Origin of the sequence: Martinezella lusitana, from assembly GCF_016901135.1 — a bacterium.
Classification (GTDB): Bacteria; Pseudomonadota; Alphaproteobacteria; order Rhizobiales; family Rhizobiaceae; genus Rhizobium; species Rhizobium lusitanum_D.
In genome coordinates, this window is sequence record NZ_JAFEVL010000075.1 from 526779 (window position 1) to 552574 (window position 25796).

Annotated in this window: 26 protein-coding genes and 1 pseudogene; 18 read left to right on the top strand and 9 right to left on the bottom strand. The window is 60.8% G+C overall.

Features of this window, described 5'->3' with window-relative positions; genetic code table 11:
* Positions 1 to 16: 16 nt before the first annotated feature.
* From tkt to JTP94_RS34330, 7 genes and pseudogenes are all read left to right on the top strand, one after another.
* On the top strand, positions 17 to 1999 hold the full coding sequence (gene tkt / locus JTP94_RS34300) for a transketolase (protein ID WP_204854778.1): 1983 nt from the start codon (positions 17 to 19) through the stop codon (positions 1997 to 1999).
* 65 nt (positions 2000 to 2064) lie between these two features.
* On the top strand, positions 2065 to 3075 hold the full coding sequence (gap, locus tag JTP94_RS34305) for a type I glyceraldehyde-3-phosphate dehydrogenase (protein ID WP_204854779.1): 1011 nt from the start codon (positions 2065 to 2067) through the stop codon (positions 3073 to 3075).
* Positions 3076 to 3077: 2 nt separating this feature from the next.
* Positions 3078 to 3665 (top strand): putative glycolipid-binding domain-containing protein, encoded by a 588-nt coding sequence (locus JTP94_RS34310; protein WP_204854781.1) that lies wholly within the window; start codon positions 3078 to 3080, stop codon positions 3663 to 3665.
* 321 nt (positions 3666 to 3986) lie between these two features.
* Positions 3987 to 5837, top strand: coding sequence for a potassium/proton antiporter (locus JTP94_RS34315; RefSeq protein ID WP_204854783.1), 1851 nt, complete (start codon positions 3987 to 3989; stop codon positions 5835 to 5837).
* A gap of 16 nt (positions 5838 to 5853) precedes the next feature.
* Positions 5854 to 7112, top strand: a pseudogene (locus JTP94_RS34320) (phosphoglycerate kinase).
* Between the two features lie 212 nt (positions 7113 to 7324).
* Positions 7325 to 8350 carry a class I fructose-bisphosphate aldolase gene (locus JTP94_RS34325; RefSeq protein WP_204854785.1) on the top strand — a complete coding sequence of 342 codons (1026 nt, stop codon included), beginning with the start codon at positions 7325 to 7327 and terminating at the stop codon, positions 8348 to 8350.
* A gap of 243 nt (positions 8351 to 8593) precedes the next feature.
* Complete coding sequence (locus JTP94_RS34330) at positions 8594 to 9742, top strand: hypothetical protein (RefSeq protein WP_204854786.1); 1149 nt, start codon at positions 8594 to 8596, stop codon at positions 9740 to 9742.
* A 50-nt stretch (positions 9743 to 9792) separates the two neighbouring features.
* On the opposite strand, the gene JTP94_RS34335 is transcribed toward JTP94_RS34330, so the two are convergent.
* A complete protein-coding gene (locus JTP94_RS34335) occupies positions 9793 to 10602 on the bottom strand; it encodes an SDR family NAD(P)-dependent oxidoreductase (protein ID WP_204854787.1) in 810 nt (269 codons plus the stop codon).
* Between the two features lie 47 nt (positions 10603 to 10649).
* Here JTP94_RS34335 and JTP94_RS34340 point away from each other — a divergent pair, with 47 nt between their 5' ends.
* Together JTP94_RS34340 and JTP94_RS34345 are read left to right on the top strand one after the other, a co-directional pair.
* Entirely contained in the window at positions 10650 to 11030 is a 381-nt protein-coding gene (locus JTP94_RS34340) for a helix-turn-helix domain-containing protein (protein WP_204854788.1), read from the top strand.
* A gap of 136 nt (positions 11031 to 11166) precedes the next feature.
* Positions 11167 to 12084 carry a PhzF family phenazine biosynthesis protein gene (locus JTP94_RS34345; RefSeq protein ID WP_204854789.1) on the top strand — a complete coding sequence of 306 codons (918 nt, stop codon included), beginning with the start codon at positions 11167 to 11169 and terminating at the stop codon, positions 12082 to 12084.
* Between the two features lie 48 nt (positions 12085 to 12132).
* On the opposite strand, the gene JTP94_RS34350 is transcribed toward JTP94_RS34345, so the two are convergent.
* Positions 12133 to 12366, bottom strand: coding sequence for a hypothetical protein (locus tag JTP94_RS34350; RefSeq protein ID WP_037196458.1), 234 nt, complete (start codon positions 12364 to 12366; stop codon positions 12133 to 12135).
* Positions 12367 to 12520: 154 nt separating this feature from the next.
* Between JTP94_RS34350 and JTP94_RS34355 the strand changes: the two genes are divergently transcribed.
* From JTP94_RS34355 to JTP94_RS34365, 3 genes are all read left to right on the top strand, one after another.
* Positions 12521 to 13795, top strand: coding sequence for an MFS transporter (locus JTP94_RS34355; protein ID WP_204854790.1), 1275 nt, complete (start codon positions 12521 to 12523; stop codon positions 13793 to 13795).
* A 28-nt stretch (positions 13796 to 13823) separates the two neighbouring features.
* Entirely contained in the window at positions 13824 to 14015 is a 192-nt protein-coding gene (locus JTP94_RS34360; protein ID WP_204854791.1) for a DUF1192 domain-containing protein, read from the top strand.
* A 364-nt stretch (positions 14016 to 14379) separates the two neighbouring features.
* Complete coding sequence (locus JTP94_RS34365) at positions 14380 to 14895, top strand: DUF1465 family protein (protein ID WP_204854792.1); 516 nt, start codon at positions 14380 to 14382, stop codon at positions 14893 to 14895.
* Positions 14896 to 15059: 164 nt separating this feature from the next.
* Here JTP94_RS34365 and rpmE read toward each other — a convergent pair whose 3' ends face one another.
* Positions 15060 to 15281 carry a 50S ribosomal protein L31 gene (rpmE, locus tag JTP94_RS34370; protein ID WP_034503571.1) on the bottom strand — a complete coding sequence of 74 codons (222 nt, stop codon included), beginning with the start codon at positions 15279 to 15281 and terminating at the stop codon, positions 15060 to 15062.
* Between the two features lie 174 nt (positions 15282 to 15455).
* Between rpmE and JTP94_RS34375 the strand changes: the two genes are divergently transcribed.
* The 4 genes from JTP94_RS34375 to JTP94_RS34390 all read left to right on the top strand — a co-directional run bounded on the left by JTP94_RS34375 (position 15456) and on the right by JTP94_RS34390 (position 19410).
* A complete protein-coding gene (locus tag JTP94_RS34375) occupies positions 15456 to 17276 on the top strand; it encodes an ABC transporter transmembrane domain-containing protein (RefSeq protein ID WP_409456657.1) in 1821 nt (606 codons plus the stop codon).
* 109 nt (positions 17277 to 17385) lie between these two features.
* Positions 17386 to 17574 carry a YegP family protein gene (locus JTP94_RS34380; protein ID WP_015341032.1) on the top strand — a complete coding sequence of 63 codons (189 nt, stop codon included), beginning with the start codon at positions 17386 to 17388 and terminating at the stop codon, positions 17572 to 17574.
* 244 nt (positions 17575 to 17818) lie between these two features.
* Positions 17819 to 18157, top strand: coding sequence for a YciI family protein (locus tag JTP94_RS34385; protein ID WP_204854794.1), 339 nt, complete (start codon positions 17819 to 17821; stop codon positions 18155 to 18157).
* A gap of 5 nt (positions 18158 to 18162) precedes the next feature.
* Entirely contained in the window at positions 18163 to 19410 is a 1248-nt protein-coding gene (locus tag JTP94_RS34390) for an RNA polymerase sigma factor (RefSeq protein ID WP_204854795.1), read from the top strand.
* A 4-nt stretch (positions 19411 to 19414) separates the two neighbouring features.
* Here the strand turns inward: JTP94_RS34390 and JTP94_RS34395 are convergent, their stop codons facing one another.
* From JTP94_RS34395 to JTP94_RS34415, 5 genes are all read right to left on the bottom strand, one after another.
* The gene (locus tag JTP94_RS34395; RefSeq protein ID WP_204854796.1) at positions 19415 to 20446 is read right to left on the bottom strand and encodes a peptidoglycan -binding protein; all 1032 of its coding nucleotides are present in this window, start codon (positions 20444 to 20446) and stop codon (positions 19415 to 19417) included.
* Positions 20447 to 20449: 3 nt separating this feature from the next.
* On the bottom strand, positions 20450 to 21496 hold the full coding sequence (locus JTP94_RS34400) for a MotA/TolQ/ExbB proton channel family protein (protein WP_204854797.1): 1047 nt from the start codon (positions 21494 to 21496) through the stop codon (positions 20450 to 20452).
* A gap of 130 nt (positions 21497 to 21626) precedes the next feature.
* Complete coding sequence (locus JTP94_RS34405; protein ID WP_204854798.1) at positions 21627 to 22427, bottom strand: inositol monophosphatase family protein; 801 nt, start codon at positions 22425 to 22427, stop codon at positions 21627 to 21629.
* A gap of 193 nt (positions 22428 to 22620) precedes the next feature.
* Positions 22621 to 23841, bottom strand: a complete 1221-nt coding sequence (locus tag JTP94_RS34410; protein ID WP_246755447.1) for a tetratricopeptide repeat protein — start codon at positions 23839 to 23841, stop codon at positions 22621 to 22623.
* A 9-nt stretch (positions 23842 to 23850) separates the two neighbouring features.
* Positions 23851 to 24504, bottom strand: a complete 654-nt coding sequence (locus JTP94_RS34415) for a thiamine phosphate synthase (RefSeq protein ID WP_204854799.1) — start codon at positions 24502 to 24504, stop codon at positions 23851 to 23853.
* 235 nt (positions 24505 to 24739) lie between these two features.
* Here JTP94_RS34415 and JTP94_RS34420 point away from each other — a divergent pair, with 235 nt between their 5' ends.
* Complete coding sequence (locus tag JTP94_RS34420; RefSeq protein ID WP_004117412.1) at positions 24740 to 25000, top strand: ArsR/SmtB family transcription factor; 261 nt, start codon at positions 24740 to 24742, stop codon at positions 24998 to 25000.
* 179 nt (positions 25001 to 25179) lie between these two features.
* Here JTP94_RS34420 and JTP94_RS34425 read toward each other — a convergent pair whose 3' ends face one another.
* Positions 25180 to 25353 (bottom strand): YdcH family protein, encoded by a 174-nt coding sequence (locus JTP94_RS34425; protein ID WP_034503556.1) that lies wholly within the window; start codon positions 25351 to 25353, stop codon positions 25180 to 25182.
* 231 nt (positions 25354 to 25584) lie between these two features.
* Here JTP94_RS34425 and JTP94_RS34430 point away from each other — a divergent pair, with 231 nt between their 5' ends.
* The gene (locus tag JTP94_RS34430; protein WP_034503554.1) at positions 25585 to 25788 is read left to right on the top strand and encodes a YdcH family protein; all 204 of its coding nucleotides are present in this window, start codon (positions 25585 to 25587) and stop codon (positions 25786 to 25788) included.
* The last annotated feature ends 8 nt before the right edge of the window (positions 25789 to 25796 follow it).

The following is a 25796-nucleotide window of genomic DNA, read 5'->3' on the forward strand; positions in this document are numbered from 1 at the left end:
CATTGCGGAAAAACCCATGATCTCTCGCGAACAACACGACCGGATGGCAAATGCGATCCGTTTCCTTGCCATGGATGCTGTCGAGAAGGCCAATTCCGGTCACCCCGGTTTGCCGATGGGGATGGCGGATGTCGCCACCGTTCTCTTTAGCAAATATCTGCGCTTCGACCCGAAGAACCCCCATTGGCCGGACCGCGACCGTTTCGTCCTGTCGGCTGGCCACGGCTCGATGCTGCTCTATTCGGTTCTTTACCTAACCGGCTATCCTGACATGACGGTCGACGAGCTGCAGCGTTTCCGCCAGCTCGGCTCCAAGACAGCCGGCCATCCGGAATATGGCCACGCCACCGGCATCGAAACCACCACCGGCCCGCTCGGCCAGGGCATTGCCAATGCCGTCGGCATGGCGATCGCTGAGCGCAAGCTGCGTGAAGAGTTCGGCTCGGAGCTGCAGGATCACCATACCTATGCCATGTGCGGCGACGGCTGCTTGATGGAGGGCATCAGCCATGAAGCCATTGCGCTCGCAGGCCATCTGAAGCTCAACAAGCTCATCCTCTTCTGGGACAACAACTCGATCACCATCGACGGCGCGATTTCGCTCTCGGATTCGACCGATCAGGTCGCCCGCTTCAAGGCCGTTCACTGGAACACGATCGAAGTCGACGGCCACGATCAGGCCGCCATCAGTGCCGCCATCGAAGCCGCCCATAAGTCCGACCGCCCGACGTTCATCGCCTGCAAGACCATCATCGGCTTCGGCGCCCCGAACAAGCAGGGCACCCACAAGGTCCACGGCTCGCCGCTCGGCGCCGAGGAAATCGCCGCGACCCGCGTCGCGCTGAACTGGCCCTACGAGCCCTTCGTCATCCCGAACGACATCCTCTCCGAATGGCGCGCCACGGGCGAACGCTCGGTCGGCACGCGCGTCGACTGGGAAGGCCGCCTTGCCGCTGCGGAAGCAGGCAAGAAGGCGGAATTCACCCGTCGCTTCGCGGGCGAACTGCCTGCCGGATTCGACGCCGCCATCAGCGACTACAAGAAGAAGCTCGCGGAAACCAAGCCGACGCTTGCAACCCGCAAGGCATCGGAAGACGCGCTCGAAATCATCAACGGCTTCATTCCGGAAACGCTCGGCGGCTCCGCCGACCTGACGCCGTCGAACAACACCAAGACCAGCCAGATGAAGTCGATCACCCCGACCGATTTCTCCGGCCGCTACATGCACTGGGGCATTCGCGAACACGGCATGGCTGCCGCGATGAACGGCATCGCCCTGCACGGCGGTCTGATCCCCTACAGCGGCGGCTTCCTGATCTTCTCGGATTATTGCCGCCCGCCGCTCCGCCTCGCTGCCCTGATGGGCATTCGTGCCATCCACGTCCTGACGCATGATTCCATCGGCGTTGGCGAAGACGGCCCGACCCACCAGCCGGTCGAGCAGGTCGCCAGCCTGCGTGCCATCCCGAACTTCCAGCTATTCCGCCCGGCGGACGTAACCGAAACGGCGGAATGCTGGCAGATCGCCATCAAGACGACCAACCGTCCGTCCGGTCTTGCGCTGACCCGCCAGAACCTTCTGGCCGCACGCACGGAATACAGCGAAAAGAACCTTTGCGAACAGGGTGCCTATACGCTGGCCGGTAACGCCGACGCCAAGGTGACGATCTTCGCTTCGGGTTCCGAAGTCGAACTCGCCGTCGCAGCCCGCACGGTCCTCGAAGGCAAGGGCGTCTCCACCCGCGTCGTTTCCGTTCCCTGCACCGAACTCTTCTTCGAACAGCCGGACGCCTACCGCAAGGAAGTGCTCGGCAACTCGCCGGTCAAGGTCGCCGTCGAAGCTGGTGTTCGTGAGGGCTGGGACGCATTCATCGGTCCGGAAGGCGCCTTCATCGGCATGAAGAGCTTCGGCGCTTCCGCTCCTTACAAGGACGTCTACAAGCATTTCGGCATCACGACGGAAGCCGTGGTCGCCGCCGCCGAGGCAAAGCTTTCCTGAGGGCGCTGACAAGCGCTCTCAAATCCAATAGATAAACACCCTGAGTGAACGGGAGTGAATTTCAAATGACTGTAAAAGTAGCCATCAACGGCTTTGGCCGTATCGGTCGCAACGTTCTGCGCGCCATCGTCGAATCCGGCCGCACCGACATCGAAGTCGTTGCCATCAACGACCTCGGCCCGGTCGAGACCAATGCCCATCTTCTGCGTTACGATTCGATCCATGGCCGTTTCCCGGCCGAGGTGAAGGTCGAGGGCGACACGATCATTGTTGGCGGCGGCAAGCCAATCAAGGTCACGGCGATCAAGGATCCGGCAACGCTGCCGCACCGCGACCTCGGCGTCGATATCGCCATGGAATGCACGGGCATCTTCACTGCCCGCGACAAGGCCGCCGCTCACCTGACAGCCGGTGCCAAGCGCGTCATCGTTTCCGCTCCTGCTGATGGCGCCGACCTGACCGTCGTTTTCGGTGTCAACCACGACCAGCTCACCAAGGAGCATTTGGTCATCTCCAACGCGTCCTGTACCACGAACTGCCTGGTGCCGGTCGTCAAGGTCCTCGACGACGCCATCGGTATCGATCATGGCTTCATGACGACCATCCACTCCTACACCGGCGACCAGCCGACGCTCGACACCATGCACAAGGACCTGTACCGCGCCCGCGCCGCAGCCCTGTCCATGATCCCGACCTCGACGGGCGCTGCAAAGGCTGTTGGTCTCGTTCTGCCGCACCTGAAGGGCAAGCTCGACGGCACGTCGATCCGCGTTCCGACCCCGAACGTTTCGGTTGTCGACTTCAAGTTCGTGTCCAAGAAGGCAACGACGGTCGGTGAAATCAACGAAGCCATCAAGGCTGCATCGAACGGCAAGCTGAAGGGCATCCTCGGCTACACCGACGAGCCGCTGGTTTCCCGCGACTTCAACCATGACAGCCATTCGTCGATCTTCGCGACCGACCAGACCAAGGTTCTGGAAGGCAACTTCGTGCGCGTCCTGTCCTGGTACGACAACGAATGGGGCTTCTCCAGCCGCATGTCCGACACGGCCGTCGCGCTTGCCAAGCTGATCTGATCATGGCCTTCCGCTCTCTCCTTCCGACGACAGTCCGCTGGCGTCCGATCGAAGGAGACGGACTGGAGCATCTGACGATCGCTCCGATCAACGACACGGCCACTGGCGCGACCATTCGCGCCAGTGGCATGATTATCGGCGGACGTGGCGGTTCGCCCTACGGCGTCTTCTACCGCATCGACTGCACGGCCAACTGGGCCGTTCTATCCTTTAGCGTCGATACCACCGATGGCCGGCGCCTTGCCCTGCTTTCCGACGGCAAGGGGCATTGGCGCACCGAAGACGGCCTTGCCCTGCCGCAATTCGACGGCTGTATCGACATCGACCTCTATGGTTCGCCCTTCACCAACAGCCTGCCGATCCGCCGGCTCGAGCTGACGCCGGAAGACGGAACGGCGAAGCTTTCCATGCTCTATATTCCGTTCGACAGTTTCGATCCCGTACGCGACGGCCAGCACTACACCTGCATCGTGCCGGGAGCGCTCTATCGCTATGCCGCCGAAGACAGGGCCTTCACCGTCGACCTGCCTGTCGACGCGGACGGCCTGGTAATCGACTATCCTATCTATTTCAAGCGTGTCGACGTCTGATCCGCAGCCGCGATCGATCCGCGCATCTTCTTAAAAACATTTCAGATTTTTTCGCCTCCTGCCCTGCTATGGTCCAGATTTACCAATAAATTTCCAAATGGAATTCTCCCAGGGCGTTCCAAAGCCGCACGGCCGTTCTGGCGGTGCGCCTCACATCATGATGTCGCAGCCATCGGAGCGGATCTATATCCCAAGACCCTCCCCGAAAGGCATCCGTGTTTGCAAAATTGCATGGCGCGATAGCATGATGGACGATGGGGGAGTTTTGAACGATCCGGGCTTTTGGTCCCAGCAGCGGCGCACTGGAAGGGGAAGAACAAGGTGGAGGCATTTTACGTCATCGTGCTGGTCAGCACGGTCCTGATCCTGATCGCGGCTTTCTCGAGCCTGCTTGCCTTCCGCTTCGGCGCCCCACTGCTGTTGCTGTTCCTGATGATCGGGCTCGCGGCCGGCACGGATGGGCTGGGCATCGAATTCTCCAACAATTATCTCGCCTATATCCTCGGCTCCCTCGCGCTTGCCATCATCCTCTTCGATTCCGGCTACGGCACGCCGATCCAGGCGTTCAAGCTCGCGGCAGCGCCGGCCCTGACCATCGCCTCCGTCGGCGTTCTCGTGACCGCAGCTCTGTTTGCCCTCGCCTCCACTTGGCTTCTCGGCTTCACCTGGCTGCAGGGCCTGCTGCTCGGTTCGATCGTCGCCTCCACCGACGCTGCCGCCGTCTTCTTCCTGCTGCGCATCGGCGGCATCAATATCCGCGACAAGGTGCGCTCCACACTGGAAGTCGAATCCGGCACCAACGATCCGATGGCCATCTTCCTGACGCTGGCCCTGGTCGAGCTGCTGGCAAGCGGCGAAGGCTATGGCGGCATCAACCTTGCCATGCTGGCGACGTTTATCCAGCAGATGGGGCTTGGCGTTATCCTCGGCCTGCTCGGCGGCATGATGATCGTCCTCATTGTCAGCCGCCTGGAGACCGATCGCGGCTTGACGCCGATTTTCGTGTTGGCGCTGGCGCTGCTCGTCTTTTCCTTCACCGGCGCCGTCGGCGGCAGTGGCTTCCTGGCCGTCTATGTCGCTGGCATCTATGCCGGCAACCGCAAGATGCCGGCCTCGGCCTCCATCAAGCGCTTCCAGGACGGCATGACCTGGCTGGCCCAGATCATCATGTTCCTCGTCCTTGGCCTGCTCGCCACGCCATCGCAGTTTCCCGCAATCGCCATCCCCTCGGTAGCTCTGGCCCTGTTCCTGATCTTCATTGCCCGGCCGATCGCCGTCTGGCTCTGCCTGCTGCCCTTCGATTATACCCAGCGCGAGACCGGCTTCGTCGCTTGGGTCGGCCTGCGCGGCGCCGTCTCCATCCTGCTTGCGATCATGCCGATCCTCGGCAATCTCGAGGCAGGCCAGACCTATTTCAACGTGGCCTTCATCGTCGTGCTGGTGTCGCTGCTCGTCCAGGGCTGGACCATCAAGCCCATGGCGCGCAAGCTCGGCCTCATCGTGCCACCTCGCATCGGCGCGATCGACAAGGTCGAGGTCGACCTGCCGGGCACGGCCAGTCACGAGCTGCTTTCCTATCGCGTCGTGAAAGACAGCCCGGTTCTGCGCGGCGAGCGCATTCCGCGCTGGGCCATGCCTTCTCTCGTCGTGCGCGACGGCAAGTCGATGCGCTATCAGTATGCCGGCCGCCTGCGCGAAAACGATGTCATCTATCTCTTCATCGCGCCCAGCTATTCGCGCCTGCTCGATCGCCTCTTCGCCAGCCGCGCGGCGGTCGATCCTGATGATGCCGAATTCTTCGGCGCCTTCTCGATCTCGCCGTTGCGCCCCGCCGCCGATCTCGACGCGGCCTATGGGCCGGGGCTGCTCAGCGAACACGAGAAGGGCCTCACCATCGCCGAACTCATGCGTCAGCGCCTCGGCGGCAAGGCCGATTATGCCGACCGGGTGCGTCTCGGCGAAATCATCCTCATCGTCCGCGATCTCGATGAGAACGATCATATCCAGTCTGTTGGGATGTCGTTGGAAGCGTTAGAACCGCCGGTCATCCTGCCGATTTTCATCAATCTGCACGATATTCTGAACGGCATTCGCAGCTTTCTGCGCAGACGTCGCGAACGTGCGGGAGGGGCTGTTTCAACCGATTCCAATACCGGCAAAAACGACGCCTGACCGCCTTGCGTCTCCGATCATCCGTAGTATGGTCGGCGCACTTCACGCTACCAACAACATTGGATCCTCCCCATGGCAGCCTTCAAAACCCTCGACGATCTCACCGACATCACCGGCAAGCGCGTGCTCGTGCGCGTCGACCTGAATGTGCCGGTCAAGGACGGCAAGGTCACCGATGCGACCCGCATCGAGCGCGTCACGCCGACGATTCTGGAACTGTCCGAAAAGGGTGCCAAGGTGATCCTGCTCGCCCACTTCGGCCGCCCGAAGGATGGCCCGTCACCGGACCTTTCCCTCGGCCTCATCATCCCGGCGGTCGAGGAAGTCCTCGACCACGCCGTTCTCTTCGCCTCCGATTGCATCGGTGCCCCGGCTGCCGACGCGATTGCCCAGATGAACAATGGTGACATCCTGTTGCTGGAAAATACCCGCTTCCATAAGGAAGAAGAAAAGAACGACGTGGCCTTCACCAAGGCGCTTGCCGCCAATGGCGACATCTACGTTAACGACGCCTTCTCTGCTGCCCACCGTGCCCACTCCTCGACCGAAGGCCTCGCCCACCTCCTGCCGGCCTATGCCGGCCGCACCATGCAGGCCGAGCTTGAGGCCCTGGAAAAAGGCCTCGGCAACCCGGTCCGCCCGGTCGTCGCCATCGTTGGCGGCGCCAAGGTCTCGACCAAGATCGACCTGCTGATGAACCTCGTGAAGAGGGTCGATGCGCTGGTGATCGGCGGCGGCATGGCCAACACGTTCCTTGCCGCTCGCGGCACGAATGTCGGCAAGTCGCTTTGCGAGCATGACCTCGCCAACACCGCCAAGCAGATCATGATCGAAGCCGCCACGTCCGGCTGCGCGATCGTCCTGCCGGAAGACGGCGTCGTCGCCCGCGAGTTCAAGGCAGGCGCCGACAACGAGGTCGTCGCCATCGAAGCCATCCCGGCTGACGCCATGGTGCTCGATGTCGGCCCGAAGTCGGTTGAGGCAATCAAGAGCTGGATCGGCCGCGCCACGACGCTGGTCTGGAACGGCCCGCTCGGCGCCTTCGAAATCGCCCCCTTCGATGCCGCAACCGTTGCGGCCGCCAAATATGCCGCCGAATGCACTAGGAACGGCAAGCTGACCTCCGTCGCCGGTGGCGGCGACACGGTTTCCGCGCTCAATCACGCCGGCGTTGCCGATGACTTCACCTACGTCTCGACCGCCGGCGGCGCCTTCCTCGAATGGATGGAGGGCAAGGTTCTGCCCGGCGTCGCCGTTCTCCAGACGGCCAAGTAAGCGCGTTCGCACAAACGAGTGAAGAGAGCCGCGAAGGCGAAGGCTTTCGCGGCTTTCCTGTGAGTGCTAAGATAGCCTCCGAAACTTTCAAACGGTTGAAATCATTTCAATCGTTTCAATTAGTTAGCCAGCCATTTCCCTCCTTCTATACTTCTGTTATCGCCGATCTATATTGATCTTGTCGCCGACTGAAATCGCCTTGGAGAAACAAAATGAGCGAACGAATTGAAGACATTGCCGTAAAGATGGTTGCCGGTGGCAAGGGCCTCCTGGCGGCGGATGAATCCACCGCCACCAACAAGAAGCGCTTCGACACCATCTCTCTCGTCTCCACGGAAGAGAGCCGCCGCGACTATCGCGAAATGCTCTTCCGCTCCGAAGACGCGATGAAGAAATACATCTCCGGCGTCATCCTCTATGAGGAAACCCTCTTTCAGAAAGCCGCGAACGGCACGCCTTTCGTCGACGTCATCAGGGCCGCAGACAGCATTCCCGGCATCAAGGTCGATATTGGCGCCAAGCCGCTGGCCGGCTTCCCGGGCGAAACCATCACCGAAGGCCTCGACGGCCTCGCCGATCGCCTGGCGAAATATTACGAAGCCGGCGCCCGTTTCGCCAAGTGGCGCGGCGTGATCGCTATTTCCGACACGCTGCCGACCTATGGCGCCGTCAAGGCCAACGCCCATGCGCTTGCCCGTTACGCCGCCCTTTGCCAGCAGGCCAAAATCGTCCCGATCGTCGAGCCGGAAGTGCTGATGGACGGCGAACCCGGCACGCAGGATCTCGACCGCAGCGAGGAAGTGACCCGCTGGACGCTGCAGATCGTCTTCCAGGAGCTCGCGGAAGCCCGCATCAAGCTCGAAGGCATGATCCTGAAGCCGAGCATGGTCATTGACGGCAAGAAGGCTCGCAAGGCTTCCGTCGAGCAGGTTGCCGAGCGCACCGTCAAGGTGCTGAAGGAAACCGTGCCCTCGGCCGTTCCCGGCATCGCCTTCCTCTCCGGCGGCCAGTCGACCGAAGAAGCGACCGCCCATCTCTCCGCCATCAACTCCGGCTACGACCTGCCCTGGCAGGTGACCTTCTCCTATGGCCGCGCCCTGCAGGACAGTGCGCTGAAGGCATGGGGCGGCAAGCCGGAAAACGTCGCCGCCGGCCAGCGCGCCTTCGCCCATCGCGCCGAGATGAACTATCTCGCCGCCAAGGGCAGCTGGACGAAGGATCGCGAACAGGCTGCTTGATTTCAGGTAGCGTTCGAATGAACAAAAAGCCCCGATCGCAATGCGGTCGGGGCTTTTTGCTTTGATGCGGTAAGATGCGCCTGAAGAACCCCTTATCCGGCCCACCCGGTTTCTCTCTCAGTAAGTTGAAAGAACTACGCGGCCCGCTTGGGTACCAATTTTGGTGCAAAGGCTCAGAGCACTATGTGATCGCCATTTTCTGTGCCACAGCTGCCTGAAGAGATTTGCCGTTTCGAGGTTCTGATGTGGAAGATAAGTTGCGTCGTCCTGCTTGCCTACGCCTGCATGGCAGGGCCTACCCTGTCGGCAGACCGTCCCGTGCACCTGACGGTGCCTAGCCCTGTCGGCAAAGACATCGCGGCCATGCCGCAGTTGATCGCGCCTGTCGACGATGCCGAACATCGTATTAACACCGCATTGAAGCGCCTGGATCTCAATGTTCTTAAGGCATCCAAGGACTGCAAGGGTGGTGACTGGCAACGCTCGGTGGATGTTGCCATGAGGGGGCCTGGGTTCCTCAGCCTAGTCATCACGGATTCGCTTGATTGCGACGGAAGCGCCCACCCAGACTCGGGCACAATGTCTATCGTCTACGACCTGACGACGGGACAACCCGTCGACTGGACGCATCTGCTTCCAGCGACCCTAACCGGCACGGTAGCGTTGGCGCAACAGGCAGACGGCACCAAAGTCGTCACCCTGGCTTCCAAGCGACTGTTCGATCTCTATATGGCTGGATACGGCGCTGGCGACGCACCGGGTAGCGACCTTGACGATTGCAAGCAGGCTTTGCTGAGCGAGGCAACAGACGGACCACCGGGCATGATGGTCTGGCTGGACGCAAAGGGCGGCGGGTTGGCGCTCCAACTCGGGTTGCCACATGTGATGGCTGCCTGCGAGGAACCGGTTATCATACCTGCGGCAGTGCTCAAAACAGAAGGGGCCCAGCCCGCGCTGCTAAAGGCTTTTGCGGCGACTATCCCGGCGACGACACAGCTTGCACAGGCCACGCCCGCCCCCGCAGAGACAAAGCTGCCGTTGCGTCCCGGCTACTACGTGAACTCGGATGCGCCGTGCGGAGAGGCATACCAGGCGATCGTCATCCAGTACACCGGCACGGCGTTCGAGGAAGGCTCCGACCTTTGCGCGATCGACGGAGTGACGCACGACGGCGCGTCCTACACGATGACGGAGAAATGTCAGGAGCAGACGAAGGGCAAGAAACACACGGCGAATGCCACCATCGCCGTCCCGGATTCCGATAGCTTTGTCACCCAGGTCGCGGGCAGCACGACGCGCTACCGCTACTGCCCAATCTCCTCCTTGCCAGCGTCCTGGCAAAACTCGAAGGAAACCGTGCCGGATTTCCCGGCCTTCGGCCAAGGCGGGTGACTAGAGAACTGCGGTATCGACCCATTGCGGTCACCACCAACCAATTCCTTCTAGATGGTCGGCAGCATGCCACCATCGAGCCTCAGATTGACGCCGGTTATGTACGCGGCCCGCGGACTGACGAGGAACGAAACCGCATCGGCTATCTCCTCCAGGGTCCCCACGCGGCTCACGGGGACCTGGGCGAACATCGGCAGCACCGCTTGTTCGATCGTCTCCCACGAAGCGTCTTGCGCAAGTCCTTGCTCCACGGCGACCTCGCGAAACCGGGCGTCCAGCCTCGCGCTGTGTATCGTGCCGGGCGATACCGTATTGACTGTGACCCCGTCGGCAGCGACCGCCTTCGCCATAGAGACCGTCATTGCATTCATCGCGGCCTTGCAAGCGGAATAATCAGGCCTGGAGGCTGGCGGCATCAAACCGGCTAGGCTCGAAATGTTGACGACCCGCCCCCACTTGGCCTGCCGCATTCTCGGGAGCAGCAGGGTCGTTACTCTCACGGCAGCGAGAACGTTGCGATCGTAGGCGGACGCCCATGAAGCAGCGCGACTGCTCGTCCAATCCTCCGCGTCACCTGAGCCGCCGGCATTGTTGATCACGATGTCTATCGGACCGGCAAGCGCCTGTGCCTCATCGACGAGGCGCTGCACGTCGCCGTCAATCGTGAGGTCTCCGACAACGGCATGGGCGCGTCCTCCGTCGGTGATGATGTCATGGACGACCCGTTCCGTTTGTGTCCTGTCGCGGCCATGGACAACGACGACCACCTTCTCGCGAGCAAGCCCTCTGGCGGTCGCTTCTCCAATACCTTTGCTGCTCCCGGTGATGAGCGCGGTCTTCCCGTCCAGTTTCAAATCCATTGCGCGGTACCTATCTTGAAGTCGATACCTCACAAAAGAACAGAACGATGAGCGAGACAATTACGCACTTTAAAGTGCCCGTAGAACGCGAAGAGCGGTCAGTATGCCTCGGTCCGGACGGGTCTGTGGCACATGTCACCAGAATGCTTCGAATGATCAGCGGGCGCTGGAAGCTGCCGATCCTATTCCGCCTCTTCGCCGAGCCATCCATGCGGACCTCGCGATTGAAACGGGACATGCCGGGCATTTCGCAGAAGATGCTGACGCAGCACCTGCGAGAGCTTGAGAGTGACGGCCTTGTTGAGAGACGAGACTTTGGCGAGCAGCCGCCGCGCGTCGAGTATCAGCTCACCGATGCCGGTCGAGGGCTCATGCCTGTCTTAATGGCCGCGAGGGAGTTTTCGATAAGCCACGTCTCCGAAAAATAGCTCTCCCACCCGCGTCCGAGTCTTATTCGAATTGGACGGATGACCTGAACTTGTCACCGGCACAAGTTCCGGCCTTCAGCCATGCTCGGCCCGCGGTTATATCCTTGGCAGTCCTATGAAAGCATCGGGAGCCGCCATGAATACCGCCGCCTATGTCACCGTTGATGTCTTCACCTCCGAGCGTTTCGTCGGCAATCCGCTGGCCGTCATTCCTGATGCCCGCGGCCTTAGCGGCGATGCGATGCAGAAGATCGCGGCCGAATTCGGCTATTCCGAAACGACCTTCGTGCTGCCGCCGGAAAACCCGGATCGTACGGCACGCGTCCGCATCTTCACCCCGACGGCTGAAATTCCCTTTGCCGGCCATCCCAATGTCGGCACCGCTTTCGCACTTGGCCAGCAACGGGAGATCTTCGGAAAGTCTGTCGGTGACAAGCTGATCTTCGAAGAGGATGCCGGTCTGGTGAATGTGACGTTGCTGCGCAGTGGTGCTGACGTCACCGGGGCCAGCATCCGCGCGCCCGGAAAGCTTACCATTGGCGAGACGATCGCCGACGAGCTGATTGCCCGCTGCGTGCAGATCGAGCCTCTTTCGATCCGCAGGACATCGCATGCGCCGACATTTGCCTCCGTCGGGCTGCCCTTTGCCTTTGCCGAATTGGATAGCCTCGAAACACTCGGCAAGGCCCGCCCGAATGCCGCTGTTTTCGCCGAGGCGGCCGCGCGGCACAAGGAAGACAAGACGGGCTTCTCGCTCTTTCTCTATACGCGGTCGGCCGAAAATCCGTGGCACATTCGCGCCCGCATGTTCGCGCCGCTCGACAATGTCATCGAGGACCCGGCAACCGGCAGCGCCTCCGCAGCACTCAGCGCCTATCTGACCTCGCTGCTGCCGGCGCGCGATGCCGAGGTGAAAATCACCATCGAACAAGGCGTCGAGATGGGTCGGCGCAGCCTGATCGGCGTCGACGTCAGGAAATCTGACGGCGTGGTAAATGATGTCTTTCTGTCGGGCAGCTGCGTCAAGGTCATGCGCGGCGAAATCCTGCTCTGAAGAGAGGCGCATCTGCGCTCGAAAGCCGCCATCCGGGCCTGAGCGGCTCTAAAACGTCTCGTTGATGATCAGCGCAACTGTCCATACGGCAAAGGCGATGATGGCGATCTTCCAGAAATCGACCCGACGCCTGAGGCCCGGTAACCCCAGTGGCTTGATGACTTGCACCGCCATGGCGAGCAGCAGCAGCACCGCGATGACTTTTGTCACGCTATTTTTCCCCGTTTGCGCAAGAGTGAGCATAACCGCGACCAAAAACCGCTGCGCAGTTTTCTTGATCATGCTCTAACGTCATAGGACGGACATCTTTCCGCGCCAACAGACTGTTTCTACACGCCGATAGCGGCAATCCGGGACACAATCAATAGCGAAGACGGACAGGAGGGGATTCCTGTCTTATCGGTTCCTTAAACGGATCCGCATGAAGGTGGGGAGCATGAAAAGAAATATTTTGCCCGTATTGGCCCTGCTGTTCGGCACGCTTTTCCTTTTTACGGGAAACGGCCTGCATAGCCTGCTGCTGCCGGTACGCGGCACGGCCGAGGGCTACGCGACCACGACGCTCGGCCTGCTCGGCACGACCTGGGCCACCGGTTTCGTGCTCGGCTGCCTGACCGCGCCGAAGGTGGTCCGACGCATCGGCCATGTCCGCGCCTTTTCCGGCTTCATCTCCGTCATCGCCATCATCGCGCTGCTGACCGGCATCGTCGTCGACGCCACCTGGTGGGTGGCGCTGCGCGCCGTCACCGGCTTCTGCACCGCCGGTACCTCGATGATCATCGAAAGCTGGCTCAACGAGCGTGCCACAAACGAGAGCCGTGGGGCAATCTTTTCGCTCTATATCGGCATCACGCTGATCGGCGCGGTCGCCGGCCAGATGATGGTGCCCTTCGCCGACATCCATACGCCCATTCTCTTCATGATGTGCGGCATCTGCTATTGCATCGCCATGCTGCCGACGACGCTGTCGACCGCCGCCTCGCCGCAGCCGCTGAAAGCCGTCAGCCTCGACCTGAAGGCGCTCTACCGCAATTCGCCCGTGGCCTCGCTCGGCATCCTGCTTGTTGGTATCGCCAATGGCGCTTACGGCACGCTCGGCGCCGTCTTCGGCGCCAATGCCGGCCTTTCCGATCGTGACATCGCGATTATGATGAGCTCGACTATCTTTGCCGGCGCCGTGATGCAGTTTCCGGCCGGACGTCTTTCCGACCGCATCGACCGCCGCTACGTGCTGGCGGGCATGGCCGCCATCGCGGCTCTCGACGGCCTGCTGCTCTTCCTGCTGAAACCCAGCAGCCCCTACTTCCTCATCGGCATGGTGGTGGTCTACGGCGCTGTCGCCAACACGCTCTATCCGATCGCCGTCGCCCACGCCAACGACTTCGCCGCGCCGGAGGACTTCGTTAAGGTTTCCGGCGGCCTGTTGCTGCTCTATGGCATCGGCACCATCATCGGCCCGACGATCGGCGGACCTGTCATGTCCTCCGTCGGCCCCTACTCCCTCTTCTTCCTGACAGCCGTCGCCCACGTGCTCATAACAGCCTATTCCATCTTCCGTAGCCGCCGCCGCGCCGCCAAACCCGCGGGCGATCGCGACGCCTACACGACGATGCCATCCGCCAACGCCCAGATGATCACGCCGGAGAGCATGTCACTCGCGCGAAGCGAGACTTCAAAAAAGGACGATATAACTGTAAATTACGGCACCTGATCCCTTTGCGGGAAAAGGAGGAGCCAAAATGAGCATTTTCGACGATGATCGTCCGCAGCAGCCATCAGTCCACGAGATCGGCAGCGATCTGTCGCTGCTGTCTGTCGATGAGCTGAAAAACCGCATAGCACTCCTGCAGAGCGAAATCGCCCGGCTGGAGGAGGAAATTGCCACCAAGGCATCCGGCCGCAAGGCGGCGGAGAATCTCTTTCGTTTCTGACGCCGGCAGCGCAAAATCGAGGCGGCAAGATTTTGATCGCGATATGCTCAACAAAATATTAAGCTTTATGACTTATTACTGTGATCATCCAGATTTGCTCTGGACTCAGACAGTTCCTCCACTTGGCGAATTGGTCTGATTTTTCTCCCTGTTTTACCTTGAGAGCCGCTTTTGCGGCTCTTCTTTTTTGCCATGTATCGGCCTCTCCGACGAAACTGTGGAGATTAACCCTTTCTTAAGAATCGCCTTGCGAATTTCAGTTAAAACCACCATCTTAAAGTCATAAAAGCAGATGCGGAAAGCTCTTAGGGACTTGACCGGCTTTTCCTGAACAAAAGTGTTGCGTGAAGCAGGGATTTATTCGATGTCGGAACTTGGGTTGAACACGATCAGCTTCGCTGGCCACGCCGCTTCTTCGGCACAGTTCAGGGCGCTGTATGCCGAGGGCATGTCGCTGGTCGAGGAAACCGCCGGCTATCTGGACGGTCAGGGCCGGGCCGCCTCCAAGGTTCTGCCGCGCATGGCCTCCGTACTTTACGCCGCAGAATCCATGCGCCTGACCACCCGCCTCATGCAGATGGCCTCCTGGCTGCTGCTGCAGCGCGCCGTCAACAATGGCGAAATGTCACGCGATCAGGTGCTGGCCGAGAAGAACAAGGTTCGCCTCGACGGCTTCAACGTGGACCGCACCGCACCCGGCTGGAACGACCTGCCGGAATCCTTCCGCGACCTCGTCGAGCGCTCCCTTCGCCTGCAGAACCGCGTCGCCCTGCTCGACCGCGAGATTTATCGCCCGACGGAAGCCGCGATCGTTCCGGACAACCAGAACAGCGTCAAGGCACAGCTCACCCTGCTGCAGACGGCTTTCGGCAACAATTGAACCGATCGAGATATCGGTGACGGGTTTGAACCGGTCGTGCTTTGCGCGGCCGGTTTTGTTTTCGCGTCATAGCGAAATAATCGCGCCGCACCAGCCGGCCACCGCAAAACAATAAAAAAGCCCGGCAAAACCGGGCTCTTTCAAAACTGCAGATCGCGAAGCGATTAGATGCCAAGACCGCCGAAGCGCTTGTTGAACTTCGAAACGCGGCCGGCGCGGTCCATCATCTGCTGGTTGCCGCCCGTCCAGGCCGGATGGGACTTGCTGTCGATTTCAAGATTCATGACAGCGCCTTCGGAACCCCAGGTCGAGCGGGTTTCATATTCGGTGCCGTCGGTCATGACCACCTTGATGGTGTGGTAGTCGGGATGGATGTTCGCCTTCATAACAATCTTCCTGTCATGGCAGGGTCCATTTGTCGCAAGGCATTGCGGCAACCGAACCGATTGAATAAATGAAGCCGCAGTCCGGTTAGGCCACGGCTTCCAATTAAGATGGCGTGCCTATACATGAAGGCGGCAGGGATAACAAGGGGCGAAAACGTCAAGTCCCTTGCTGATATGGGGATTGGAGACGACTTGTCGGAAATTGGCCAGGCAGACGAAAAAACCAACAGGTCCATCCGACCCCTTGGACGACTGACACCCTACCTCAGGCGGTATCGGGGCATGGTGGCCGGAGCGCTCGTAGCACTTGTCATTGCCGCCGTTACGTCGCTCGCTCTGCCGATCGCCGTGCGCCGCATGATCGATCATGGCTTCGATCAGATCGACCGCGGCCTCATCGACAGCTATTTCATCGCAATCATGGCCATGGCCCTGGTGCTCGCAGCGGCGAGCGCCCTGCGCTACTACTTCGTCATTTCGATCGGCGAGCGCATCGTCTCGGACATGCGCCGCGAAGTCTTCGATCACGTGACGCGGCTTTCCCCCTCCTTCTTCGACGTCAACCAGTCGGGCGAGATCGTCTCGCGGCTGACGGCCGATACGACGCAGATCAAGTCGGCCGTCGGCGCGACTGCCTCGGTGGCACTGCGCAACCTCATCCTCTGTCTCGGCGCCATGGTGATGATGATCTTCACCAGCCCGAAGCTCTCGAGCATCGTGCTGATCGCGATCCCCATCATCGTGCTGCCGCTTGTCAGTTTCGGCCGTTCCGTGCGCAAACGCTCCCGCGCCGCGCAGGATACGCTGGCGCATGCATCGGCCTATGCCAACGAAACCATCGCCGCCAGCCGCACCATACAGGCCTATAACGGCGAGGACGCAGCCTCCCGACGCTACGGCTTAGCGGTCGAAGACGCCTATCAGGCGGCGCGCGCGGCGATCAAATCCCGCTCGCTGCTCACAGGCTTTGCCATCGCCATGGTCTTCGGCAGCATCGTTGCCGTTCTCTGGGTCGGCGCGCAGAACGTGCTCGACGGCACGATGTCGGCGGGAACGCTCGGCCAGTTCCTGCTCTATTCCGTCATTGCCGGCTCCTCGCTCGGTTCGCTATCGGAAGTCTGGGGCGAGCTGTCCCAAGCAGCTGGTGCTGCCGACCGCCTTGGCGAGCTTCTTGCCGAAGTTTCGCCGATCGCAGCCCCGGCCGATCCCCTGCCCCTGCCGCAGCCACCCCAGGGTCGCGTGGAATTCGCAGACGTCCATTTCTCCTACCCGTCAAGGCCGAACAGATCGGCACTGCACGGCCTGTCCTTCTCGGTCACATCAGGCGAAACCGTGGCGATCGTCGGCGCCTCAGGGGCCGGCAAAAGCACCATCTTCTCGCTGCTGCTGCGCTTTTACGATCCGCAGCAGGGCAGCGTCGCCGTCGACGGCGTGGATATCAGCCGCGTACCGCCGGAGGCATTGCGCGAACGCATCGCCATCGTGCCGCAGGACACGACGATTTTTGTCGCCTCGATCCACGACAATATCGCCTTCGGCCGCCCAGGCGCCTCCCGCGACGAGGTGCGCGCCGCTGCCATCGCCGCGCAGGCGGACGAATTCATTTCACGCCTGGAGCAGGGATACGACACGCAGGCGGGCGAGCGCGGCGTCACACTTTCCGGCGGCCAGCGCCAGCGCATCGCCATTGCACGCGCAATCTTGAAGAATGCGCCGGTTTTGCTGCTCGACGAAGCGACCTCCGCGCTCGATGCCGAGAGCGAAACCCTGGTGCAGAAGGCGCTGGAAGGCCTGATGGAAACGCGCACGACGCTCGTCATCGCGCATCGTCTGGCAACCGTGCTGAAGGCCGACCGCATTCTGGTGCTGGATCAGGGCCGCATCGTCGAGGAGGGCACGCATCAGAGCCTGATCCGCCACGGCGGCATCTATGCGAAGCTCGCGCGCCTGCAATTCGATGCCGGGATCGAGGAGCACATGCTCATCGCGAAATAACGCGAACCGGGTTAAGTCAAGCCGCATACAACCTTGTAGAAATAACTTTCAAGTTGAGCTAGATTTTCAACGTTATCCCGCGCTGACGCGATTCTAGGAGACGAGAACCATGTACAAATTTGAAGTCTACAAGGACAAGGCCGGCGAGTTTCGCTTCCGCTTCAAAGCCTCGAACGGCGAAACCATGTTCGGGTCCGAAGGCTACAAGGCGAAGGCTTCGGCCCTGCATGCCATCGAATCGATCAAGGCACATGTTGGTGGCGCCGTCATCGACGACCAGACCACCGCTACTGCCTAAGACTTCGCGTCAAGCGTTTGCTATAAAGACCGGCCGGTCGCCTTCAGGCGTGCCGGCCGTTTTCGTTTGTTCGACAATAAACTTCGAGAATCCCTTCACGCCTGTCGAATTCGACGCTGCTCGCGGCTCATTGTATCGAAGCGGCAGAAAGTCGCTTCGCCGGCAGCGTTGCATATTCTACAATTGAATTTTCAGGTGCTGCGTCCGTCCGGCTATCGTCAACAAAGTAAGTGGGAGTTGTCTCATGCAATATGCTTTGATCATCCGTGAATCGGCCGAGGATTTTAACCGCCGCGAGGATCCAGCCTACAAGAACGGCTGGATTGCCTACACTCAGGCACTTGTCCAGGCCGGCATCATGACTGGCGGCGCGGGATTGACCGCGCCGGAAACGGCAACGGTCGTCCGTCGCCAGGGCGAGGACCACGAGGTAAAGGACGGTCCCTTCCCTGACGGTAAGGAGCAGCTTGGCGGCTTCTATCTGATCGACGTGCCGGATCTCGATGCCGCGCTGGAATGGGCCTTGCGTATACCGATCTCCCAGCAAGGCTCGGTCGAGATACGGCCGCGATTGCAGATGTAGCCATCATGGCATTGGATGCCCGACGCGCTGCCGAGCAAGCGGCGCGTCAATCCTACGGCAAGCTGATTGCTTTTCTCGCCGCGCGCTTCCGCGACGTGCCGGCGGCCGAGGATGCCTTGTCCGATGCGATCACGGCAGCGTTGAGTACCTGGCCGGAACGCGGCATCCCCGACAATCCGGAAGCCTGGCTGTTGGTTGCAGCCAAGCGTAACCTCCTTCGCCGGGTGCGGCACGAGAACATCAGGGCCGGAGCGCGCGACAGGATCATGATGGCCTTCGAAGAAGCGGAGGAACGCATGAATGCCGACAATTCCACCTTTCCAGATGAGCGCTTGAAGCTCCTCTTCGTCTGCGCCCATCCGGCTTTGGATCGCTCGGCTCACACCCCGCTGATGCTGCAATCCGTACTGGCCGTCGATGCCGCAACCATAGCCAAGGCCTTCCTCGTTTCGCCGCAAGCCATGAGCCAGCGGCTGGTGCGGGCAAAGATCAAGATCCGTGACGCACACATCCCTTTCGTCGTTCCGGAGCGATCCGCGTTGCCAAGTCGATTGGAGAGCGTGCTCTCCGCCATATATGCCGCCTACGGGCTCGGTTGGGACGGGGTGGATGGCGAGACCAGCAAGCAAGGCCATCTCGCGGATGAAGCCATCTGGCTCGGCCGCACGCTGCTTGCAACCCTGCCCCAGGAACCGGAAGCGGCAGGCTTGTTGTCGCTGATGCTCTATAGCGAATCCCGTCGCGGAGCCCGTCGCGATGTGAATGGGCAGTATGTCCCTCTCGATCAACAGGATACCACGCTCTGGGATGCCGAAATGATCATCGAGGCCGACAAGCTGCTGCGACTGGCCGGTACATTCGTCCGTCTCGGTCCGTTCCAGTGCCAGGCGGCCATTCAATCCGTACACGCCGACCGACGACGCTCCGGTGTGACCGACTGGACGGTACTTGCCAAGCTCTATGACGCGCTTGTGCTCATGAAGCCGACAGCTGGCGCCCGTGTCAGCCACGCGGCAGTGACAGGCAAAGTACAAGGTCCGGCTGCCGGACTGGCTCTGCTGAACCGGATAGCCGAGCGCGACATCGTCAACTATCAGCCTTACTGGGCGGTGCGTGCGCATCTGCTGACCGAGACCGGGGAAACGGCAAGCGCCTCCAGCGCATATCGCACTGCAATCGGCTTGAGCGACAGCGAAGCCGTGCGGCAGTTTCTCCAGGCACGCCTCGATGCTGTCGCGCCGCCGGGGCGCTGACAGGCTACTTCTCCGTCAGCTTCAGCTCGATGCGCCGGTTGGTGGCGCGGGCTTCCGGCGTGTCGCCGGGTGCGATCGGTTGGAATTCGCCGAAGCCTGCCGCGACGAGCCTGTCGGCGGGGACGCCCTGCGCGATCAGGAATTTGACGACGGCGATGGCGCGCGCCGACGACAGTGCCCAGTTATCGGCATAGCGGCCGCTGCCCGAGAGCGGCACGTTGTCGGTATGGCCGTCGACTCGCAACACCCAATTGATCTCCGGAGGGATTTCCTTGGCAAGGTCTATCAGCGCCGCCGCAAGCTTGGCCATCTCCACCTGCCCGGCCGGATTGAGATCCGCCGCACCTGACGGGAACAACACTTCGGACTGGAACACGAAGCGGTCGCCGACGATGCGGATGTTGTCGCGGTCGGAGAGGATTTCACGCAACCGGCCGAAGAAATCGGAGCGATAGCGGTTCAACTCCTGCACGCGCTGCGCCAGCGCCACGTTCAATCGCCGCCCGAGATCGGCAATCTTGACCTGCGACGACTGATCCTTGGACTCGGACGCCTGAAGCGCCGCCTCGACCGCGGCGATCTGGCTGCGCAAGGCGGCAATCTGCTGATTGAGAAGATCGACCTGGCTCAGCGCCCTGACGCTTGCCTGCTTCTGCTCATCGAGCTGCTGTGTGAGTGTACCGACACGCGTCTCGGCCGCCTGACTATTGCCAGAACCGGTGGCGAGCAAGGCCTGCAGGCGCGAGCGCTCGCTCTCCGCTGACGAAAGGGATGCCTGCAGGTTGGCGACCGAATCCTCAAGATCCTGCTTGCCGTTCTTTTCCAGCGCCAGTTGCTCGACCAGATCGTTGATGCGGCTGTTGAGGCGGTTGAGCACCTCGTCGCGACCCGAGATCTCGCGGCTCAGAATGAATTGGCCGACGACGAAGACCGTCAGCAGGAACATGATGGCCATCAGCAGCGTCGACAGTGCGTCGACGAATCCAGGCCAATAATCGACCGATCTCTGATGGCGTCGGTTGCGGGCGAGCGCCATGGTCTACTTGCTCCCGGTCTTCTCGGCATGGCCGATACGATCGGCAAGGCGATCGAGCGTCCGGCGCATCGATTTCGCCTCTTCCTGCTGCGCCTCGATCCAGTCGCGCAGCATCTGCTGCTCGTTGCGCATGTTCTTGACCAGGCCTTGAATGCCCTCGGCGAGGTTCGCCATCGCCGTTACCGAACGCTGGCCACCACCCTCTTCGGCGATCTTGCGCAGATAATCCGACAGCGCCCGCACATCCTCCGAAGAGGCGCCGGCTGCACCTTCGATAACAGGCGCCATATCGGAACCGACATCGGTGACGGAAGAAAGCCAATTCTCGAGTTCGGTATAGAAGCGGTTTTGCGCGCGGCCGGCCTGCAGGTCGAGAAAGCCGAGGATCAGCGATCCGGAAAGGCCGAGCAACGAAGACGAGAAGGCCGTGCCCATGCCGACCAGCGGACCGGACAGGCCGGTCTTCAAAGCACCGAGAATATCGCCGCTGTCGCCCGAACCGACGTCGAGACTCTGGATAACGTCGTTGATCGAGCCGATCGTGCCGATCAGACCCCAGAATGTGCCGAGCAGGCCGAGAAAGACGAGCAGGCCGATGAGATATCGCGAGGTATCACGCGACTCGTCGAGACGCGTCGCAATGGAGTCAAGAATGGAGCGCAGGGTCGCGGTCGACAGCTGCATCGCGCGGCGATTGCCGAGCAGCGCCCGCATCGGTGCCAGAAGTCGAGGGTTGCGGCCGACCTTGTCAGCGGCATTACCGACGGCACGGAAATGATTGAACCAGCGAACCTCCGGCCTCAGCATCAGCACATGGTTGAAAACCAAGAGGATGCCGACCGCCAGAACACCCAGAATGAGGCCGTTGAGGCCGGGATTATGCAGGAAGGCGACCTGGGCCTGCCGGAACAGGATAGCGACGATGAAGCCGACGATGATCAGGAAAAGAATCATCGTCCAGAAGAAAGCCATAGGGCTTGAGAGCTTGTAGGCGTAACCACCCGACACGTTGTCGGTCGATCCCAGTTCCGCCAATTTCACATTTTCCATCACACGCTCCGCCGCATTTTCCGCAGGCGGAGACTAGAGCAACATTGTGCCGAATTGAAGAGACGGAAAGCACAAAACAGCCCGTTGGCAACAGACTGTTTCACCGCATGAAAGATGAGAAAAGACGAACTTACTTCGTCGGGATCGGCCGCTTGACGACTTCGGCGAGCGCCTTCTGAATGTGCTCGTTGCCGCAGATGATGGAACTCGTGCCCAGCATATCGGTGCCGCCATCGAAATCGGAGACGAAACCGCCGGCTTCACGGATCAGCAGAATGCCGGCAGCCATGTCCCAGGCAGAGAGGCCCACTTCCCAGAAACCGTCGAAGCGGCCGGCCGCCACATAGGCGAGATCGAGCGCTGCCGAGCCGACGCGACGGATGCCGGCGGCTTCACCCATGACATGGCGCAACTCGACGAGGAACTTGCCGTGATTGCCGCGACCGAGATGCGGAACGCCGCAGCCGATGACGCAATCAGACAGCACGCGGCGCGAGGCGACACGCAAACGGCGATCGTTGAGGAAAGCGCCACCGCCGCGCTCGGCGGTGTAGAGCTCGTCCGTCGCCGGATTGAAGATGACGCCGGCGACGATCTCGCCGTTACGCTCAAGGGCGATCGACACAGAGAACATCGGAATGCCGTGCAGGAAGTTGGTGGTGCCATCGAGCGGATCGACTATCCAGCGATGCGCGCCGTCGGTGCCCTTGATCTCCTCGTCCTCTTCGCCGAGGAAACCATAGGTCGGTCGCGCCTTCATCAGCTCATCGCGGATGATCTTCTGCGCCTTGAGATCGGCCTGACTGACGAAATCGCCCGGTCCCTTCACCGAAACCTGCAGGTTCTGCACTTCGCCGAAATCGCGGCTGAGTGACTTGCCTGCCTTGAGGGCAGCCTGAACCATGACATTGAGAAGAGCAGAACGGGCCATCGGATTTCCTTGGATAATGCAGAAGGTGCTGACCGGACCCGAAAATCAGGCCCCGGCGGAGCGGGAGCGTCAGCGCACATAAAAGATTGGCGGCCTCAAGACCATAAAATCGGGGGAATTTCAAGTGGCGAGGCTATGGCGCATGCAAACAGGCGCCGGGCTCCGCCGAATAAGACCGGATTCGGACCTTCCGCTACCGCGCCCGGCGAAATTTATTGGCGGCGTCGATCGCCGCCTTCTGCTGATAATCCTCAATGCCCTGGTAGAAATCCTCAAGCTCCGGATCCTTCAGGCCGGCGCGGCGGGAAATGACATACCAGGTCGCCGCGGCGACCGGATCCTGCTTCGTGCCGATGGCATTGATATAGAGATGCGCCAGCTTGTTCTGCGCGACAACATTGCCACGATAGGCAGCAACGCGCATCCAGTTGAAACCGTTTTCGAGATCCTGCCTGCCGCCCGTGCCGTTGATCAGCCAGATGCCCATATCGAGCTGCGCGGTATCGAAGCCGGCATTGGCCGCGCGCGAAAGCCACTCCCGAGCCTGCCCCTTCTTTTCCGGCGGCAGGTCGGGCATATTGAGATAGAGCTGCGAAACTGCGTATTGCGCGTCGGCGATGCCCTGCTCGGCGGACTTCTCGTAATAGGGAAGCGCCAGTTGCAGGCCCTTGATTCCAGGGTTTTCGGCCGTCAAAGTCTGGGCCCAGTTGAATTCGGCGGAGGCCTGCCCCGCCTCGGCCGCCTTCTTCATCCACTCATCCGCCTTCTTCTGGTCGCGCGGCACGTCGCGCCCTTCCATCAGGATCAGCGCGTATTTGAACATCGATGTCTCATCGCCGCCGGCGGCGGCCTTGCTGTACCAGAAGGCGGCGTCCTTCGCATCGCGCTTGACGCCCAGTCCCTGCGACATCAATTCGGCAATCAGGGTCTGCGCGGCGGGATCGCCCAGCTGTGCTCGCGGCAAGGCCCTCTGGAACGCGGTCAGATAGTAGCCGCGCTGGAACGCGCCGTAGGCATCATCGGCCTTCCCCTTGAAAGGCTTCTCCGGCGGCAGATCGGGCAGTTTTGCGCCCATGCGGTCGAACACGCCGACACCCTCGGACGGCTTGACATCGCTATCGGCCTTTGGCTCGGCACCCGGCTGGATCTTCTCGGTCTTGAACGTACCGGCACCCGCGTCCATCGGGCGCGTTACGATGCTGTCATTGTGTTGCGGAGCGTCCGGTATAGCCGAATCGTCATCGGCCTGTCCGCTGTCATCGGTCCGAGGCCCCTTGTCCGCCTGCCCCGTGACGCCGGGCAAAGTGGTATCCCCGGTTGCCGATTGCGCTGCAGCCAGCAATGGAAATGCCGCGAGCCCTACGGCGAGCGCGGCAAGAAAGACTTGATGGCGGAATCGAGGCTCAAACGACATGAATCGCTATCAATCCTCAAACCGTGGCGCTTTTTCGTCGAGCAGCGCATTCACTTCAGCGACGATCGAGGGGGCAGCAGCGGGATCGGCAAAAACCGCTTCGCGCAGCGCCACGAATTCGGCACCGGTCAAAGCCACCTCCAGCGCCGACTTCGCATCGGTGCCGCCCATGACGATGCACGGAATCTCGATCATCGACGCCCACCATTCGCCAAGCGCGAGATTTTTCGGATGCGCCTCCGGCTTGATGTCGCCGTCAAGCTTACCGAAGAAAATATAGTCTGGGCGGAGTTCGCCGACCTCCAGCGCGTGGTGCCTGTCCGCCGCATTGCCGGCGCCAACGATGAGCTTCGGCACGAATTTCTCCACGGCATCCGTAAGCTCCGCGACGTTGCCTGTGATGTGCAGCCCGTCGGCCTTGGCCCGGCCGGCCACGCGGCTATCGCCGGCGATCAGCGCCGCGCCACCCGCCGCCTGCACGATCGGCACCAGCTTTTCCGCATGTTTCTGGAAAACGCCGTCATCCAGCCCGTATTGAGGGATGATCACCGACGCCACGTCCCCGCCTCTGAGTGCATCGGCCACAATCTTTGCCTGCTCTTCGATATCGGCAATATCGGGAACGATGAGAACAAGGCGGCAGCGATCTTCGGGCACGGTCATGCGAGCTTCCATGGTTTCGGGTTTCATCGTCAGTGATAACGCACCCGGTTCGATAGTCGTGAGTAAATCCGTTAGCCCGGTCTGACAAGGGGCCGCGGCCGAAACTGGCGGTCTGCGGAAGATGCCATGCGTAATTAGCCGCTTGCGACAGCCGCTTTCTCGCATGAGACGCACATTCTATCATGCAGCGCACAATTGACTTGCCGCCCCTTGATGTTTGACGTAGCTTTTCGCCATGTCGACCATGGACCCCTTCGCTGCCATCGCGGATCCGAACCGGCGCTATTTGCTGGAGGAGTTGCGTCGCGCACCCAAAACGGTCAACGAGCTGGCGCAGGGCCTGCCGATCAGCCGCCCGGCGGTTTCTCAACATCTCAAGGCACTTCTCGACAGCAATCTCGTTTCCGTGACCAATGAGGGCACGAAACGCATATACGCCGTCAATAGCCGCGGCTTTGACAAGCTCAATCTATGGCTGGATCAATTCTGGGCCTGAAAGCTGACCCCGGCGACTTTGCGATCGACCGGAAAATTGCGCCAACCCTACACCTGACGCTGGCGCATCCGTTTTTGGCGGTAATGTTCATCGACCTTGGCCGAGCAATCGCTTCGGGAACTTGCGATCCGCCTGTCTTACCCGCCAAGATCGATGCTTTTAATCCTTGGAGTTTTGCGTCAGTGAACTGACGAACGCAGACGTTGGATTTCGTCCTTAACACGCAGCTTCCTGCGTTTGATGTCGGCTATTTCGGTATCATTGATAGAGGGAGATGTTCGTGCCACATGTAGCTCCTCCTCGAGAGCGACATGCTTCTTTTCGAGCGATTCAAGATGAGCTTGAACAGTCATATGACCCTTCCTTCCTCTTTAAGAGCTCTGACCATCCATTCGCCAAGGCTCTAGGTGTCAACCCTATCACTGTGCCATATTATCGAACCCTTGTCGAAGGCGAAAACGTGGCTTATGGGCGGCAAATTCGTGATGAAGGATAACTTCCCGTTATCGCTATTTGGTGATAGGAGCTTGCGGAATTCATGAGGCGGAGCGAATGCGATTCCGCGAGATGCTGGGGAAATAAGCATGGCCGATCAGGAACAGGCAGAAATCAGACTGGTCGTGGCGCGGCTGCGTCAGGAACACGAGGATTTTGATGCCGCCATCAACGCCATGATCCAGACGGGCTGCGACGCCCTTCGCATCCAGCGCATGAAAAAGAAGAAGCTCGTCATCAAGGACAAGCTGACCAAGCTGGAAGACCAGATCATTCCCGACATCATAGCTTGAGGAGCACA